Origin of the sequence: Paenibacillus sp. YYML68 (assembly GCF_027923405.1) — a bacterium.
GTDB lineage: Bacteria > Bacillota > Bacilli > Paenibacillales > NBRC-103111 > Paenibacillus_G.
Map to the genome: position 1 here is coordinate 4662501 of NZ_BQYI01000001.1, position 14968 is coordinate 4677468.

Annotated in this window: 16 protein-coding genes and 1 pseudogene (1 of these 17 running past the window's edge); 3 read left to right on the forward strand and 14 right to left on the reverse strand. The window is 55.2% G+C overall.

The genetic code is table 11. The annotated features are described in order from the left end of the window. From PAE68_RS20900 to PAE68_RS20925, 6 genes are all read right to left on the reverse strand, one after another. A protein-coding gene (locus tag PAE68_RS20900) for an inositol monophosphatase family protein (RefSeq protein ID WP_281890170.1) crosses the window boundary here: on the reverse strand, positions 1-707 show its 5' portion. 151 nt of this gene lie to the left of the window's left edge; only the first 707 of its 858 coding nucleotides appear in the window; the start codon lies at positions 705-707; its stop codon lies beyond the left edge, outside the window. Between the two features lie 195 nt (positions 708-902). Continuing rightward, entirely contained in the window at positions 903-1670 is a 768-nt protein-coding gene (fabI, locus tag PAE68_RS20905) for an enoyl-ACP reductase FabI (RefSeq protein ID WP_281890172.1), read from the reverse strand. Positions 1671-1802: 132 nt separating this feature from the next. Continuing rightward, positions 1803-2801: a UV DNA damage repair endonuclease UvsE gene (gene uvsE / locus PAE68_RS20910; RefSeq protein ID WP_281890174.1), complete on the reverse strand. Its 999-nt coding sequence runs from the start codon at positions 2799-2801 to the stop codon at positions 1803-1805. 178 nt (positions 2802-2979) lie between these two features. Next, positions 2980-3297: a hypothetical protein gene (locus tag PAE68_RS20915; RefSeq protein WP_281890176.1), complete on the reverse strand. Its 318-nt coding sequence runs from the start codon at positions 3295-3297 to the stop codon at positions 2980-2982. Between the two features lie 101 nt (positions 3298-3398). Continuing rightward, positions 3399-4526: a D-alanine--D-alanine ligase gene (locus PAE68_RS20920; protein ID WP_281890178.1), complete on the reverse strand. Its 1128-nt coding sequence runs from the start codon at positions 4524-4526 to the stop codon at positions 3399-3401. 194 nt (positions 4527-4720) lie between these two features. Then, on the reverse strand, positions 4721-5749 hold the full coding sequence (locus PAE68_RS20925) for an amidase domain-containing protein (RefSeq protein ID WP_281890180.1): 1029 nt from the start codon (positions 5747-5749) through the stop codon (positions 4721-4723). A gap of 190 nt (positions 5750-5939) precedes the next feature. Between PAE68_RS20925 and PAE68_RS20930 the strand changes: the two are divergent. After that, a pseudogene (locus PAE68_RS20930) lies at positions 5940-6200 on the forward strand (hypothetical protein); the annotation flags it as partial. A 95-nt stretch (positions 6201-6295) separates the two neighbouring features. Here the strand turns inward: PAE68_RS20930 and PAE68_RS20935 are convergent. Then, positions 6296-7039, reverse strand: a complete 744-nt coding sequence (locus PAE68_RS20935; RefSeq protein ID WP_281890182.1) for an IclR family transcriptional regulator — start codon at positions 7037-7039, stop codon at positions 6296-6298. A gap of 262 nt (positions 7040-7301) precedes the next feature. Here PAE68_RS20935 and PAE68_RS20940 point away from each other — a divergent pair, with 262 nt between their 5' ends. Beyond that, on the forward strand, positions 7302-8342 hold the full coding sequence (locus PAE68_RS20940; protein ID WP_281890184.1) for an alpha/beta hydrolase: 1041 nt from the start codon (positions 7302-7304) through the stop codon (positions 8340-8342). A gap of 121 nt (positions 8343-8463) precedes the next feature. Beyond that, positions 8464-9837, forward strand: a complete 1374-nt coding sequence (locus tag PAE68_RS20945; RefSeq protein WP_281890186.1) for a Fe-Mn family superoxide dismutase — start codon at positions 8464-8466, stop codon at positions 9835-9837. A 63-nt stretch (positions 9838-9900) separates the two neighbouring features. Here PAE68_RS20945 and folE read toward each other — a convergent pair whose 3' ends face one another. The 7 genes from folE to PAE68_RS20980 form a co-directional block, all read right to left on the reverse strand. Beyond that, a complete protein-coding gene (gene folE / locus PAE68_RS20950; protein WP_281890188.1) occupies positions 9901-10491 on the reverse strand; it encodes a GTP cyclohydrolase I FolE in 591 nt (196 codons plus the stop codon). Between the two features lie 99 nt (positions 10492-10590). Continuing rightward, positions 10591-10803 carry a YneF family protein gene (locus PAE68_RS20955; protein WP_281890190.1) on the reverse strand — a complete coding sequence of 71 codons (213 nt, stop codon included), beginning with the start codon at positions 10801-10803 and terminating at the stop codon, positions 10591-10593. Between the two features lie 124 nt (positions 10804-10927). After that, a complete protein-coding gene (locus PAE68_RS20960) occupies positions 10928-11956 on the reverse strand; it encodes an HD-GYP domain-containing protein (RefSeq protein WP_281890191.1) in 1029 nt (342 codons plus the stop codon). Next, a complete protein-coding gene (locus PAE68_RS20965; RefSeq protein WP_281890193.1) occupies positions 11956-12483 on the reverse strand; it encodes a methylated-DNA--[protein]-cysteine S-methyltransferase in 528 nt (175 codons plus the stop codon). Before PAE68_RS20965 ends, PAE68_RS20960 begins: the two co-directional genes overlap by 1 nt. Next, entirely contained in the window at positions 12464-13687 is a 1224-nt protein-coding gene (gene queG, locus PAE68_RS20970; protein WP_281890195.1) for a tRNA epoxyqueuosine(34) reductase QueG, read from the reverse strand. Before queG ends, PAE68_RS20965 begins: the two co-directional genes overlap by 20 nt. Continuing rightward, positions 13684-14253, reverse strand: a complete 570-nt coding sequence (gene lepB, locus PAE68_RS20975) for a signal peptidase I (protein ID WP_281890198.1) — start codon at positions 14251-14253, stop codon at positions 13684-13686. Before lepB ends, queG begins: the two co-directional genes overlap by 4 nt. After that, positions 14228-14848 (reverse strand): DUF402 domain-containing protein, encoded by a 621-nt coding sequence (locus tag PAE68_RS20980; protein ID WP_281890200.1) that lies wholly within the window; start codon positions 14846-14848, stop codon positions 14228-14230. The genes lepB and PAE68_RS20980 overlap by 26 nt, the downstream gene beginning before the upstream one ends. Between the last annotated feature and the right edge of the window lie 120 nt (positions 14849-14968).

Sequence of the window (14968 nt, forward strand, 5' to 3'; positions counted from 1 at the left end):
CCTGCAGCCAAATCCCATGCGTTCAGACCAATCTCCCAGAAGCCGCTCAATCGACCGGCCGCTACATAAGCCATATGAAGCGCCGCTGAACCGGATGCGCGAATATTTCGAGCCTTCGGACTAAGCGCTTGAATACCCTTAAGATTGTGAGCCAAGGCATGGTCTCGATCTGCAGGAAACCCGGTTGCAATTAACGCCTCGCTGAGCTGCTTCTCACCCGAAACACGCATGGGCTTGCCCTTAAGGTAAGCACCCTTCCCCTTCTCGGCAACAAACATCTCGTCATGGACGGGATTATAGACAATACCCACGATCACCTCACCACGGTGTGCTAAGGCAATTGAAACCGAGAAGAAAGGAAAGCCGTGCACAAAGTTCGTTGTGCCATCCAGAGGATCGACGATCCACACATATTCGGCGTCGCTGATTTCTTCAAGCGCAGCTCTCGACGCTTCCGGACCTGGCTCTACACCTTCCTCTCCGAGTATGGAATGGGTAGGGAAGTGCGTATGAATGAGCTTGCGAATCATCATCTCGGCACCTTTATCCACTTCAGTGACAAGATCGTGCTGCGAATATTTAGTATGTAAGGTGCTGTAATCTCCCAGCTTACTCTGAATCCATTCTCCTGTCTTGGAGGCTGTGTTGATGGCAACGGCAGTGAAGCTCTTGCTGCCAACGGCGAACGTAGCATCTATATTGGACATCGTATCATCATCCTTTTGGATAATATATTTTCTCATTCATGATAAGGACTCTATGAGTAGTATAGAAAATATACGCAGCAATAGCTATGTCGTTTCGTCTAAAGTTATATATTTTGTGTGGCGCTCATGACAAAAGGAAAAAACCACTCGCACGCATAAATCGCGCAAGTGGTTCGACATCCCTGCTATATCATGCTATACCCCTACGATGTGATAGCCGTTATCGACGTAAATCACTTCCCCTGTAATGCCGCGGGAGAGCGGGCTCATGAGGAACAAAGCTGTATCTCCAACCTCAGCTGCCTCCGTCGTCCGACGCAGAGGAGCCTTCTCCTCCACCGTGCGAAGGATGGAATTGAAGTCCTTAATTCCTTTCGCAGCCAATGTCCGAATTGGACCAGCCGAGATCGCGTTCACGCGAATGTTGTATTGCCCGAGGTCGTTCGCCAAATAACGGACGCTCGCTTCAAGCGCAGCCTTGGCGACACCCATGACGTTATAATTTTTCATCGCACGCTCGGCACCGAGGTAGGTCATCGTCATGATGCTGCCACCTTCCGTCATCAGCGGGTACAGCTTCTGAGCGACAGCGACCAGCGAGTATGCGCTGATGTCATGCGCCAATGCGAAGCCTTCGCGCGACGTATCGACGAACAAGCCCTCTAGCTCCTCCGTCTTCGCAAAAGCGATGCTATGCACGAGTCCGTGCAGGACGCCAAAGCGTTCACGCAGTGATTCGGCAAGCTTGTCCAGATCGGCATCATCCGTGACGTTGCACGGCATCACCGAGGCATTCGGAATCGTATCGGCCAGCTTCTTCACACGTTCTTCCACACGCTCATTCTCATAAGTAAACACCAGGTTCGCGCCTTGCGCCGCCAGCGACTGAGCAATCGCCCATGCAATGCTTCGGTCGTTCGCTACACCCATGATGACGATATTCTTACCTGCAACCAAGCTCATTCTTCTTCGTTCCCCTCTCATTGCCCGATGTAGCACGGACACTTTATCCCTATCAACTTACTTCAAATTGGTTCATATTTCAAGAGAGCTTTTTGTCGAACAGTAGCAGCACACACGGCCAAACAAATATGATCAAAGCTCAAAGGACGCTTGCGAACGGATCGATACGCCTTCCTCGCCCCGAAGTGCCTCCATAAGCTTCACCAGTGCATCATCCTTCATCTTCGCCTCCAGCATAATGTCCAGTCGCGGCGTCGATGGCGCAATAGCCCGGAGGAAGGCCATCAACGGAGGAAGCTCGATATAATCGGCATGCCCGCGCGGATCCTTCTCACTCTTCGGACTCGAGACATGAATCTTGGGCGGCAGCGCCGCTGGCTCTGAACCACTGTCCTGCTCCGCCTGCCTACAGCAGCCCTCCCAGGTGCGCTGAATACGCGGCCATAGCTCATCGGCTGACTGTGCACTAGGATTGACAGCATCATGATGAATGTCGAGCACCATAGGTACACCGACCTCCTCCGCAATCTCCAGCGTCTCCAGTGCATTGAACGTCTTGTCGTCGTTCTCTAGCGTAATTCTTTCGCGAATCCGCTCAGACAGGGACTGAAAGTTGCGGATGAATCTGGCGCGAGCTGTCTCCTTGTTGCCGTACGTGCCTCCGACGTGTATGTTGCACTTGGCCGACTTATCAAGTCCCATGGCCTCCAGCATCCGAACATGACGTTCGAGATCGGCGCGCGAATGCTTCAATACTTCTTCCCTTGGCGTACTGAGAACGGTGAAATGATCCGGATGAAAGCTGATACGCATCCGATGAGACTTCGCATACTGCCCCAGCTCCGCAAAAGCATCGGACAGGCGCTCAATCGGGTCCCAGTCTCCGAGACCGTCGTGACCGAGCAGGGGGATCAGCTTGGACGAGCAACGATACATCTCAATGTCATGAGCACGATTGTGCTTCAGCAGCCTGAGCGTGTTGGCGATGTTCTCAGCAGATATACGCTCCAGCTTGCGAAGAGCCGCTTCTTGATCTCCCAGCTTGGAGAAGGTGGCATAGGTCATGGTTTTGGACGGGGACGCATTCTTCACGACGACGGACATCGCGACGTATCCGAGACGAACGAGCATAAGCATTCACACTCCCGGTATATAGTGATTGCCCTTAGCTTAACCAACCTTGGACGTAAGGATAAGCTACGAACAAGCGAATAAGCGAAAACACAAAAACGCCCCCTCCTCCAAGCAAGCTTGGCAAGGGGACGCATTCGTCCGTTCGATCGGTACAGCGGATGTGGCCTGGCTACGGCTACTCTCTTTCGCCGAAAAACATCTCATGAGCCAGCGCTGTCTGTATACGCGCTTCTTCGTCGGTGAGCTTGCGCACGAGCTCCATCTCGACCTGGGTCACTTCCTCGCCTTGAAAGTTAATCTCAGCGATCGAGGCGACGATCTTGACAATGGCGATCGCCTGATTGTCAGGCGTGTACGCAACGACCTTCTGTCCGGTTGGGAACACACGGAAGCCTTGCTTCACCATTTTGCCACGGCCGTACTCCAGCAGCTCATACAGCTCCTGCTCCGACTTAAACTTGCACACTGAATTGAACTCGGTTGAAAATCCCATAGCCTTCGCTCCCTTGGCCTGTATTCACGACTTAAGCATAACGGAGTGCTCCCGCTGAATGCAAGCTGGAGGCCGACGGGAGCACGAGCTTCGTCCGCTCACTAGGCGTCAAATGAATACTGCAGCTGCTGCTTCGCCTGATGACGTTCCAGTGCGAGCTGGATCAGCTCATCGAGCAGTTGGGCATAAGGCTTGCCGCTCTCCTTCCAGAGCAGCGGATACATGCTGAACGGCGTAAAGCCGGGCATCGTATTGATCTCGTTGATGAATACGGCACCGTCCTCCTTGCGCAGGAAGAAATCAAGACGCGACAGACCAGAGCCGTCTACGGCCATGTAAGCACGAATCGCCAGATCACGAATGAGCTCAGCCGTCTCCTGCGGAAGGTCGGCCGGAATAATCATCGTTGACTTGCCATCTACATATTTCGCCTTGTAATCGTAAAATTCGTTCGACGATACGATTTCGCCGACTACAGATGCTACTGGCTCATCGTTGCCGAGCACAGCAACCTCAACCTCGCGAGCGTTGATGTTCTCCTCGACAATGATTTTACGGTCATACTGGAATGCAAGATTGATCGCCTCAAGCAGCTCCTCGCGACTGCGCGCCTTGCTGATGCCGACGCTCGAACCGAGATTAGCCGGCTTCACGAAGCAAGGATACCCGATCGATACCTCGATCTCCATCAGGAAGAACGCATGATCCTTCTGCCATTGCGCTTTGGTGAAGTGACGGAATACGCACTGCGGCAAGCCCTCCTGGGCAAATACACGCTTCATCATCACTTTATCCATGCCGACTGCCGAGGCAAGAACACCTGCTCCGACATATGCGATATTCGCCATCTCCAGCAGTCCCTGAATGGTACCATCCTCGCCGTACGTACCGTGGAGGAGTGGGAACACGACGTCAAATGCAGTATCAGTCGCTAACGCTTCTGCTGCACCCCCTGATGTGCTGGACTGTAGGGCGTTGAAGATCGGCTTCAGAACAGCAGTGCCGCTATGCGCTGCGTTCTGCTCGAAGGTGAGCGACTGCACCGAATCGACCGGAGCAGACAGGGCCGGACCCGAGCGCCATTCGCCCTCCTTCGTTATGTAAATAGGCGTTACTTCATATTTAGATAGATCGAACGCTTTAATGACAGCAAGCGCCGTCTGAAGGGAGACCTCATGCTCCCCTGATTTTCCGCCGTAAATTAAGCCTACACGTATTATGTCGTTCATAGAAACCTCCGGTTCGTATCTGTTAAGTATGTAGTGAGAAGCAGGGGAACAAGCATATGAAAGAAAACAAATGATCAAGCGCATGATGAAACGATGAAAGGCGAAGCCTAACATCGTCACACAAGTCAGTTCATGAAGCAACAGCCATGCTGGTTCGAGACTGTATGTATAACGAGCATGCTCGGGGCTGCAGCTTAGAAGGTATCCACGATATGCACGAACCGATAGCGGGTACGATCGGTCCACGCCGGGGAGTCGGTATAGCTCCAATACCGGTGCTTGCTGCTTACCGTATGTGCATTGACAAGAGGCATGCCGTTCGCATCCTTCGCTGTCACGATCGTGCTGTGCTGGTACCGGCCGCTCCCGTCCCAGTCATAGCTGATCACATCACCGATATCGAGCTGACCGGGCTCTGCCACCTCTTCACCCCGTAGTCCGCTGCGGCTGCCAAGCAGATACATCGGCAGGCTGTGGGCGACGGCCCAGCTGAAGCTCCATAGCTCCTGGGAGCCCGTACGGCCTTGATACCACCAGCCCGAATCTCTTTTACCAGTATAGTTCATCGGTGCACCGCCTGCAAAGAGGCACTGAGACACATAATTGGTGCAATCGACATCGAAGCTCAAGTAAGCCGGATTGCCACGGTCCCACCACAAATCGGCATACGTTGCGGCAGCTGTACGGTTATACTGCACTCGAGCAGAGCTTCCGTCTTGGGGATCGCGTAGCAGTTTTCGATTCAGGAAAGGAATAGAATGCGAGCGTACTGTTCCCGAAACATGCATGTCCGTGAGTACCTCTTGGCCTATACCGCTGACGACAGGAACGCTACGGAATGCATGCTCGGCATCAAGGGAAACGATCTTGCCTATCGTCCACTCGCCGTCCTCCTGCTGCAGCGTAATGCGTTCTCGCTCGATCCGGTATTCCTCCAGCTCATCGGCCGAACCAATACGGCCGCAAGCGTGACGCTTTAATGTAATATCAGCTACAGCCCGATCGGTATGCTCGTAGATCACGTCAAGGATGAGTCGTGTTTCACACTTCAGCGGAGAGAACGCACGTTCTTGTTGCGTGTCGGCCCGCCGGGCGAGCAGCAGCGTTTGCCGGTTCAAGAACGACGTATCGCTAACGAGCGGCTGAATCGGCTCGACCGAGCAATTGAGCTCCATCTGATTGCGCTGATGCACATATTCACTTAACAACGTTTTCCAGGTCATGGTCCATACCCCTTCCCTACGTCATTTCTCATTGTATGCACGGCTAATTGTAAACATGTTGTGTACAAGTCCGTGATCGTGACAACGTAATTCCATCTTCAGGAGGAACTGAGATGCTTAATCATGATCCATATTCGATCCATCGAGAGCTGCAGACATCAAGCCACACGTATCGCTACTGCAGCCTGCCGTCGGCATGGGCGTGCTGCCGCTGCAGTTCGTGGACGGTCAGAGCTGGCAGTCGCTCGGCATAACCGGCCGCGAGACATTCGACCTGACAGGCCTCTCGAACGACATCAAGCCCGGCGAGCATATGATCGTCAACGTCACACGCGAGGACGGAACGACGTTCAGCTTCGAGACAGCCGTCCGGCTGGACAGCTACGTCGACGTCGACTATTATCGGAACGGCGGTATTCTGCAGACGGTACTCCGACAGTTTATGACCTAGGCTTACGTATATATAAAACGGCCCGCACCTCGTATGAGAGGTGCGGGCCGTTCTGCTGCGCCCTCCTCGGACGCGCTATGGCGGTGCTCAAGCTGCTACTTCAGCATCTTGCCCATGCGCCGCGCCGCCTCCATGAGGCTCGGCGCATGCTCCTTCATCAGCTCGACCGTCAATCGGTTCGACGGTCCGGATACAGCGAGCGCGGCAGCAAGCCGCTGCCTGCGGTCGAAGATCGGCGCGGATACAGCCGCCGCGCCGGGCTCGCGCTCCTCGACGCTCGTCGCATAGCCGAGCGTCCGCACCTCTTCGAGCTGCTGCAGGTACGCATCATTGGCCGCGAAGCCGGGCCAATCGGGATGTCGCAGCAGCGCATCGCGGTCGCCTGGGTCAGCGAAGGCGACCAGAATTTTGCTCGAGGCGCCGACGTAGAGCGGCAGCCTGGCGCCAAGAGGAGCAACCCGGCGAATCGCCTGGTTGCTCTGCACCGCCTGCACGCGGACGCGCTCGAGTCCGTCGCGTATGTACAGACTGACCGTCTCGCCCAGCAGGTCACGAAGCCGCTCCATCTCCGGCAGCAGCAGAATGGCCGGGTCATCGCTATGCGTGAGATTCGCGGACAGCTCCCAGATGCTGAAGCCGAGACGGTACCGCTCCGACGCCGGGTCGCGAATGATGAAGCCCTTCGCCTCCAGCGAAGCGAGCAGCCGATGCACCGTGCTCTTATGGAGGGCGACTCGCTCCGAGATCTCGGTTAGGCTGAGCTGCTCCGATTGTGTGAAGCATAGCAATATATCTAAGGCGCGTTCGACCGCGCGTACCGTCAGCTTGCCATCTTCCATGCCGCTCCACTCCCACTCTCCGAAAATAGGTTTCACCAGTTGAAATCTATTATACTCCAATCATAGTTACTTTCATATCATGAAATAACAAGCTGGATACTTGACCCAAACTGTTACAAACAGATTACATCTTGTTTACATTTGTCGAGATTCGTTGACGCTCGCTTCAACGGCGGCTTACTATAAATATATAAGCATCACTTGTGAGATTGATCCCTTGTCGTTCGCAGCCCCCAGACATTCTAGCTTAGGAGGGATACCGTTGAAAACAGATTCTGTAACAACTACGCCTATTCATACAGGAAGCATTGAAATCGCTTCCAAACAAACCTTGAGCTTACGTCGGCGCAAGGGCTGGCTCATCGCCCTGCTATCCGCCGGACTACTGCTGCTCAGTCTCGCGCTGTCATTCCACGCCTACGTCGCTTGGACACTTGCCCGTCCTCATATAGATCCACTGCAATCGAATCCCACTGCCGCATTCGGCGCCTTCTATGAAGACGTCACCTTCCCGAGCCAGGACGGAGATACTGCACTGTCGGGCTGGTACATTCCAGCTATTCCAGCTGCCGATCCTTCTTCCGGCGCGATATCAAGCCGTCAGACCGTCGTCTTCTCCCACGGCTATGGCGGCAACCGCGAGGAAATATGGGTGCCGATCTATGATCTGGCTCAAGCGGCCCATCGCGAGGGCTACAACGTACTCATGTTCGACTACGGCTACGTACAGCCGCAATGGAACGTAACCGGCGGCGTGCGCGAATCGCAGGAGCTACTCGGTGCGGTGCAATATGCGAAGGAACGCGGCGCGGAGCAAGTCTATGTATGGGGCTTCTCGATGGGAGCCGGTACAGCACTGCAAGCGGCGCTGCAGACGGAGGATATCGATGGGATGATTCTGGACAGCACGTTCGTGCTGGAGCCTGATACGCTTTATCATAACATGAAGCAGGCGGCCAATCTACCCAGATTCTCCCAACCGCTGGTGCACATGTTCTTCCCAATCGTGAACGGCGTCAGCCTTAATCAAATACCTTATCGCAAGGTGAAATCGACCGCTTACCCGATCCCGATTCTGTTCATCCACGGCAAGCAGGACGCCCGTGCGCCATATGAGCTGGTCGAGGGCATATTCGCCGAGCAGAAGGTAACTTCCGGCTCGGGGCTGTGGCTGCTCGAGGATGACGGTCATGAGCTCATCTACCGTGCGCATAAGCGTACGTATTTGCAAATGACGACAGGCTTTCTCCGCACACTGACTGGCGGGTCTGCAGCTCAGACTGCCACAGCCAGCACACACTAGCATACGTCCTTCAGTCTTTTTTATCACATATCACCCAAGCCTCTCCGAATACAATGACGCTGTGAGCATCAGGGTCGATCAGCCGACTATAGCTGGACACCATTCGGGGAGGAATGACCGCATGCTATTTGTATATGGAACGATGATGCCTATGCGTATATTGGAGGAAATTCGTTTTTGGAAAATGCAAGAAAGAGAGCACACCGTCGTCATCCGCGAGCTCGTGCCGAATCTCGAGCCGGAATATGTGAAGCTGCTTGAGCAATGGGAGGGCGTCTTCGCCAAGACGGAGGCGGACGCTGGACGCTGGATCGAGGCGGTCATTCGCTCAGGTGTAGCCGTAACCCCGCACATAATGGCGAAAGTGAACGAGCTGCTGCAGTACTCCACCTTGCAATCGCAGTCATTCATTCAGCAGCTGTTCCTCATGCTTGACAAAAGCGCCCCGATCCAAGCTAGCCCTGTTATCCGGGCCGTGATGCTGCACATCATCCGCGAGTCCGAATATTTCCTCGGGGTGCTGTCAGCCGTGCAAGGAGCGGCAGCGATCGGCGGTCCGCGAGCGATCGACCCGATGTATCCACAGCCGCATTCACCTGCATCAGCAGCTTCCACATCGGCATCTGTATCTACTCCTACTCCTACATATGCTTCCACACTTTCCACCACACCTGCTCACGCACCTCATCCCATAGCTGCATACACTTCCTTGTCCCTACAGACTGCCGCCCCCGAGACAAGACCTGAGGCCAAGCTAGCCTATCTCCATCATATTGAACGCAGCGAGGAGACTGTACCGGTCGAGCCGTATACGGCGACGAACGAAGGAACCTGGTCAGGCAGCATACGTCCAGGGGCGCCTGTCAAGCCAGTGCCCATCGGTGGGCATAAGCTTCCTCCATTGCCCTACAGCTACGAAGCACTCGAGCCTCATATCGATGCTGAGACGATGCGACTGCATCACGACAAGCACCATCAGTCGTATGTTGACGGGCTGAATCAAGCGGAGAAGCAGCTCGCGAAGACACGTGAGACCGGCGACTACGACTTGATCAAGCATTGGGAGCGGGAGATCGCCTTCAATGGTGCGGGGCATTACTTGCACACGATTTTCTGGAATGTGATGAAGCCGGGGGGCGGAGGCAAGGCAACCGGACCGATCGCAGCGGAGATCAAGAGGTCGTTCGGCAGCTTCGAGGCGTTCCAGAAGCACTTCAGTGCGGCGGCCGAGAAGGTAGAAGGCAGCGGCTGGGCGATACTCGTCTGGAGCCCGCGCAGCCATCGTCTTGAGATTCTTCAGGCAGAGAAGCATCAGAACTTATCGCAATGGGACGTCATCCCGCTGCTCGTGCTCGACGTGTGGGAGCATAGCTATTACTTGAAATACAAGAATCAGCGGGCGAAATATATCGAGGCATGGTGGAACACGATCAACTGGGACCATGTCAACGAGCGGTTCGCTGCGGCTCAGCAGCTGATGTGGCTGCCTTACTAGTTAAAAGCAACAGGGATGACCGCCCTTCATGGCGTCATCCCTGTTCTGTAATTCTATATAAGCCTAATCCTTAATGAGCGATAAGAACTCTGCTCTTGCTGCCGCATCGGTTCGGAATATACCTCGTACCGCGGAGCTCACCGTCTTGCTGCCCGGCTTCTTCACGCCGCGGGCGCACATGCATAGATGCTCGCCGTCGACGACGACCATACAGCCGTGCGGCTGCAGCACCTCCATCATAATGTCGGCGATCTCCGAGGTGATGCGCTCCTGCACCTGCAGCCTTCTCGTCACCGCCTCTACGAGACGAGCGAATTTGCTCAGACCAGCGATCTTGCCGCTCGGGATGTAGCCAATATGCACCTTGCCAAAGAATGGCGCCATATGATGCTCGCACTGACTGTAATAGACGATATCCTTGACAATAACAAGCTCCTCATGCTTCTCGTCGAAGGCGACGCCGAGTATCTCGTTCATATCGGCATCATAGCCTGCGAATATCTCCTCGTACATCCGAGTGACGCGCGCCGGCGTATCGACGAGTCCCTCGCGGTCGACGTCCTCACCGATCAGACGCAATATTTCCCGAACATGATGCTCAATCTGCTCTCGATTCTCTATAACCCGGTTATTCCGGTACTCCTTAGCCGGCATCCCTGCTCCTCCTTCTCGTTCGCTGTCAGCACCTGCAAGGCTCAAGGAAGAATTGCGTGCCGACTCACGAGCCAAGCACCCTCATCCGCAGCCTGCAAGCTATGGACGAAACTTCTGGTTCTTCATCATCTGCTGCATCTTCTGCATCTGCTTCTTATCCAGGTTGTACCCCATCTGCTTGGCCATCTGCTGCAGCATCGCCGGGTCGCTCTGCATCTTCTCCAGCTGCTTGCGCAAATACGCTACTCCGATGAAAAATCCGGCAGCTCCGCCGGCAATTAAAGCAACAATAGCCGTAATCGCATACCACATGAGCCTTCACACCTCTTTAGCCGTTATCATATGTTCATTCCTTGATCATACCATGTCCGATATCTGCGCACAACTTGACGCCCTTAACGCGAAGGCTGCGCTTGGCCGACACTCTCCAGCACGATTACATAAGCACACTGTCAATGAACAGCGTATTATGCTTCGCCAGATCAATCTCCTTCACCTCGAGCTGATTGTCGATACTCTTGACGATGCGGACAATCGGCCTGCCAGGCAAGCCGCGATGCTGACCAACGACAACACCTGTCTCCTTCGACGACAGCCTGACCGAAGCCCCAGTCGGATAGACGGATACGGTTCGTAAAAATTGGACGACCGCGTTATGGTCGAGCTTCGTGCCGGCGAGCGCCGTCATCTTCTCGCATGCCTCATGCGGAAGCAGACGCCGTCCCCCCGACAAGTCGCTTAGCATGTTATCGTAGGTGTTTGCGACTGCGACAATTTTGGCATAGAGATGAATCTCATCTCCACCCAACCCACGCGGCTGTCCCAAGCCATCCATCGTCTCATGATGCTGGAACGCAACATGCGCAATCAACAGGTTCATCTCGCGCTTATGCTTCAGCACCTCGAAGCCACGCCATGCATGATGACGACGTGGGTCCCCGCATTGATCGTCTGTAATCTGCTCCAGCTTCCCCACATCGTGCAGCAGCGCGCCGATGGCGAGCTCCCGCAGCTGCGGCTCGGAGAGCCCGAGGTTAATGCCGATCAGCACGGACATCATGCAGACGTTAATCGCATGCAAGTAGCTGGCGTTATCCGTCGTACGAATATCCGTCAGCTGCACCAGCACTTCCTGGTTGGACATGATCTCCTTCAGCAGATCGTCCACACCCTTGTACAGCACCTTCGTATTGAATTCTTTGCCTGAGCGGATCGAGTTGAACGTCTCCCCCATCTGCTTCATAACCGCGCGCTTCGTCTCCTCCGAGATGACCTCGGGAATTTCCACATCCTCGAACTGCTCGTCCTGAATGTAGATCATCGTGACGCCGATCCGCCTCATCGTGTTGATCATATAGACGGTGAGCTGTACGCCTTCTGCAAGCAGCACCTGCCCATTTGCGGAGAAAATCGTTCGACCCAAATATTGTCCCGGCTCCACGTTATCTACATGTACATACCTCATCAGGCTTCTCCTCCCGCAGCATGACCTTCCAGCCTTAACAAAAAGGTCTTCACCTCAAGACCTCCGCCGTAGCCGACCATACCGCCTCCAGCTCCGATTACACGGTGACATGGCACTATGATCGGTACCGGATTGCGGTTATTGGCTCCACCTACCGCACGTACAGCCTTCGGCGCTCCAAGTCGCTCGGCTATATCCTTGTACGCACATACAGTACCGAACGGCACCGTCCGCAATGCGTCCCATACACTCAGTTGAAAGGAGGTACCCCTCAGCTCAAGCGGGGTGGTGAACCGGTCCAGCTGTCCTGCAAAATACGCCTCCAGCTCTTCCCGTGCTTGTCCCGCGCTTCCGGCGTCAGGCTCCCAGCAGCTTGTGCCGAACCAGCGCTTCGACCAAGCCTCGAGCGTTAACCGATTCGATTCGAACGGCCCGAAGTCGATCTGGCACAGCGCCCCGGACGGACTTATGCCGAGCGTCAGCGTCCCGATCGGAGACGACAGCTCCTCATACCGAATGATGTCCACCCGTATTCCCCCTATCGTTCCCGTCCTTGTCAGCCTCGTCCATCTCACCCAGACGAACAAGCGCCTTCTTCAGCTCTCGACGTAACGCTTCATCCGTCTCGCGTCGCAACGCCTCACGCAGCGCCCCCTTGGCAGCGTCCCCGCCGATCTGCCCGAGCGACCACGCGGCCGAGCCGCGAATCTCGGGGCGCTCGTCCGTCTTCAATAGCCGCACGAGGTCCGGTACGCTGTCCACATCGCGGAAATTGCCTAGTGCCAGCACCGCATTGCGCTGAATCGGCTTCTTCCCGCGCCAGGCGGCCGCGCTAGAGCCGAATCGCTCCTTGAACTCGCGATTCGTCATCTGAAGCAGCGGTCTGAGCAGCGGCTTCACCAGCTCCGGATCAGGCGTCAGCTCGGGATGGTGGTCCGCATGAATTCCTTTATTCTTGGGACAGACGATCTGGCACGTATCGCAGCCGTACAGTCGGTTGCCAATCTTCCGCTTCAGCTCGTCGTCCTCGATCATTCCCTTCGTCTGCGTCACATACGAGATGCACCGCTGCGCATTGAGCTGTCCGTGACCGACGAGGGCGGACGTCGGGCATGCATCGATGCAGATGGTGCAATCTCCGCAGCTATCGAGGACAGGCGTATCCGGTGAGAACGGAATATTCGTCACCAGCTCGCCCAAGTATACCCAGGAGCCCCACTCGGGGGTAATAACCGAGCAATTGCGGCCAACCCATCCGATGCCCGCCCGCTCAGCAACCGCCCGATCGACCAGCACGCCAGTATCGACCATACTCACGATGAGCGCCTCCGGCACACGTGTCTTGAGCCAGTCCTCCACCCGCTTCAATCGATCGCGCAGCACATGATGATAATCTTGCCCCCACGCCGAACGGGATAGCATCCCCCTGTACGCACCGGGCTCCGACCGTGGCGGCGACTTCAGCTTCGACGGATAGGCGACCGCTATCGATATAATGGAGCGGGCTGTAGCAAGCGTCAGTGAAGGGTCTGTACGCTTATCCAGATCCGGCTCCTCGAAGCCGGACTCGTAACCCTTCTGCCTGTGCCTTACGAGCACATCCTTCAGCTGGCTGAACGGCTCCGCACTGGCGAAGCCGAGCTTATCGACGCCAAGGCTGAACGCCTGTGCCCTCAGCTCCTCCTTCAGCAGCAGCCAGGCTGCCTCACTCGTCTCGAGCATGCTGTTCATAAGCTCCTCCAATGCTTCGGCGGCCACACGATATACTCCACCCTGCCTTGAACGAGATCAGCCGGTATAGAGCCGAAGCTGCGGCTATCCTTGCTGGCGTAGGCTTTGCGATTGTCCCCCATAATGAAGAGATGTTCAGGGGCAACAAGCAGAGGCTCCATACGCCCCTCCAATATAGGGGAATCCGTATACGGCTCGACCGCCGGCTTTCCATTAATAAGAAGTATGCCTTTACGTATATGCACTTCATCACCTGCAACGGCGACAACCCGCTTGACGATATATGGGAACGACAGCTCGCTGTCTTCGCCTATCGGCTTGCGAAGGACAACGATCTCGCCCCGCTGCGTCTTGCCGACATATCGCGCCGCCAGCTTATTCACGAGCACCCATTGGCCGTCCTTAAGCGTCGGCTCCATCGAGATGCCCTTCACCGCGTATAACTGAAAGCCGTACTGATAGACGAGTACGGCGATGATGCATGAAACGAGCAGCAGTGTGAAGCTTCCTCTAAGCCGTCTGTTCCATATATGGTGTTTATTATGCTCCGTCGCTGCTGTTGTCATCGGGGTCTTGGGCTTTTTTACAGGAAAGAGTCTCATCCGATCCCTCCGTCTGAACGCTCGAATCCAGCCACAGCTGATAATAATGCTTCACCAGATCATCCTGCAGTGGAGGCTTCCCCTCTCGTACCCGCTGCAGCAGCTTCGACAAGCCTTGCTTCACCTTGACATGGACGACCTCTGAGTAATGGTACAACAGCTTATGTCTCTCGTACTCCTCCTGGTCGACGACGTGAATATCGCCAGCGGGCATTCGAATAACGTCCAGATCATAATCAATATACGTAATGACGCGACCGTTCACGTAGGGGGGAGAAGCAATATTACAATAGTAGCGGACTCCCTGCTCCTCCATGAGCGCGACGATATTAAACCATTCACCGGGGATGAAGAACGATACGCCGGGAACCCGGCTCACCCACTCCTTACCGTCGGCCTCCACAATCTTCGTCTGACTATTAATGAATACAAGCATCGCTTGCTCCGCATGCGAAGCATCGAGAAGACGGTCCGGCACACGCCAGTTTTCCAGCCACATCCGATGCAGATGCCCGTCATGCTTAAAACTTTTGATAATATAGGATGTGAAAGCTTCCATGAGGACCAGACCCTTCTGCTTCGGTATCGGACAAGCTCGACTGTCAGCCTAAGCCCATGCGCCAGCTCTTCCCTCTAGCATAAACGTATGGGGGACCGCTTTCAAGGGAAACACAACGCT

Coding starts and splice junctions, on each gene's coding strand:
- fabI (WP_281890172.1), bottom strand. CDS start 1,670: ATGAGCTTGGTTGCAGGTAAGAATATCGTCATCATGGGTGTAGCGAAC.
- uvsE (WP_281890174.1), bottom strand. CDS start 2,801: ATGCTCGTTCGTCTCGGATACGTCGCGATGTCCGTCGTCGTGAAGAAT.
- PAE68_RS20915 (WP_281890176.1), bottom strand. CDS start 3,297: ATGGGATTTTCAACCGAGTTCAATTCAGTGTGCAAGTTTAAGTCGGAG.
- PAE68_RS20920 (WP_281890178.1), bottom strand. CDS start 4,526: ATGAACGACATAATACGTGTAGGCTTAATTTACGGCGGAAAATCAGGG.
- PAE68_RS20925 (WP_281890180.1), bottom strand. CDS start 5,749: ATGACCTGGAAAACGTTGTTAAGTGAATATGTGCATCAGCGCAATCAG.
- PAE68_RS20935 (WP_281890182.1), bottom strand. CDS start 7,039: ATGGAAGATGGCAAGCTGACGGTACGCGCGGTCGAACGCGCCTTAGAT.
- PAE68_RS20945 (WP_281890186.1), top strand. CDS start 8,464: ATGCTATTTGTATATGGAACGATGATGCCTATGCGTATATTGGAGGAA.
- folE (WP_281890188.1), bottom strand. CDS start 10,491: ATGCCGGCTAAGGAGTACCGGAATAACCGGGTTATAGAGAATCGAGAG.
- PAE68_RS20955 (WP_281890190.1), bottom strand. CDS start 10,803: ATGTGGTATGCGATTACGGCTATTGTTGCTTTAATTGCCGGCGGAGCT.
- PAE68_RS20960 (WP_281890191.1), bottom strand. CDS start 11,956: ATGAGGTATGTACATGTAGATAACGTGGAGCCGGGACAATATTTGGGT.
- queG (WP_281890195.1), bottom strand. CDS start 13,687: ATGAACAGCATGCTCGAGACGAGTGAGGCAGCCTGGCTGCTGCTGAAG.
- lepB (WP_281890198.1), bottom strand. CDS start 14,253: ATGACAACAGCAGCGACGGAGCATAATAAACACCATATATGGAACAGA.
- PAE68_RS20980 (WP_281890200.1), bottom strand. CDS start 14,848: ATGGAAGCTTTCACATCCTATATTATCAAAAGTTTTAAGCATGACGGG.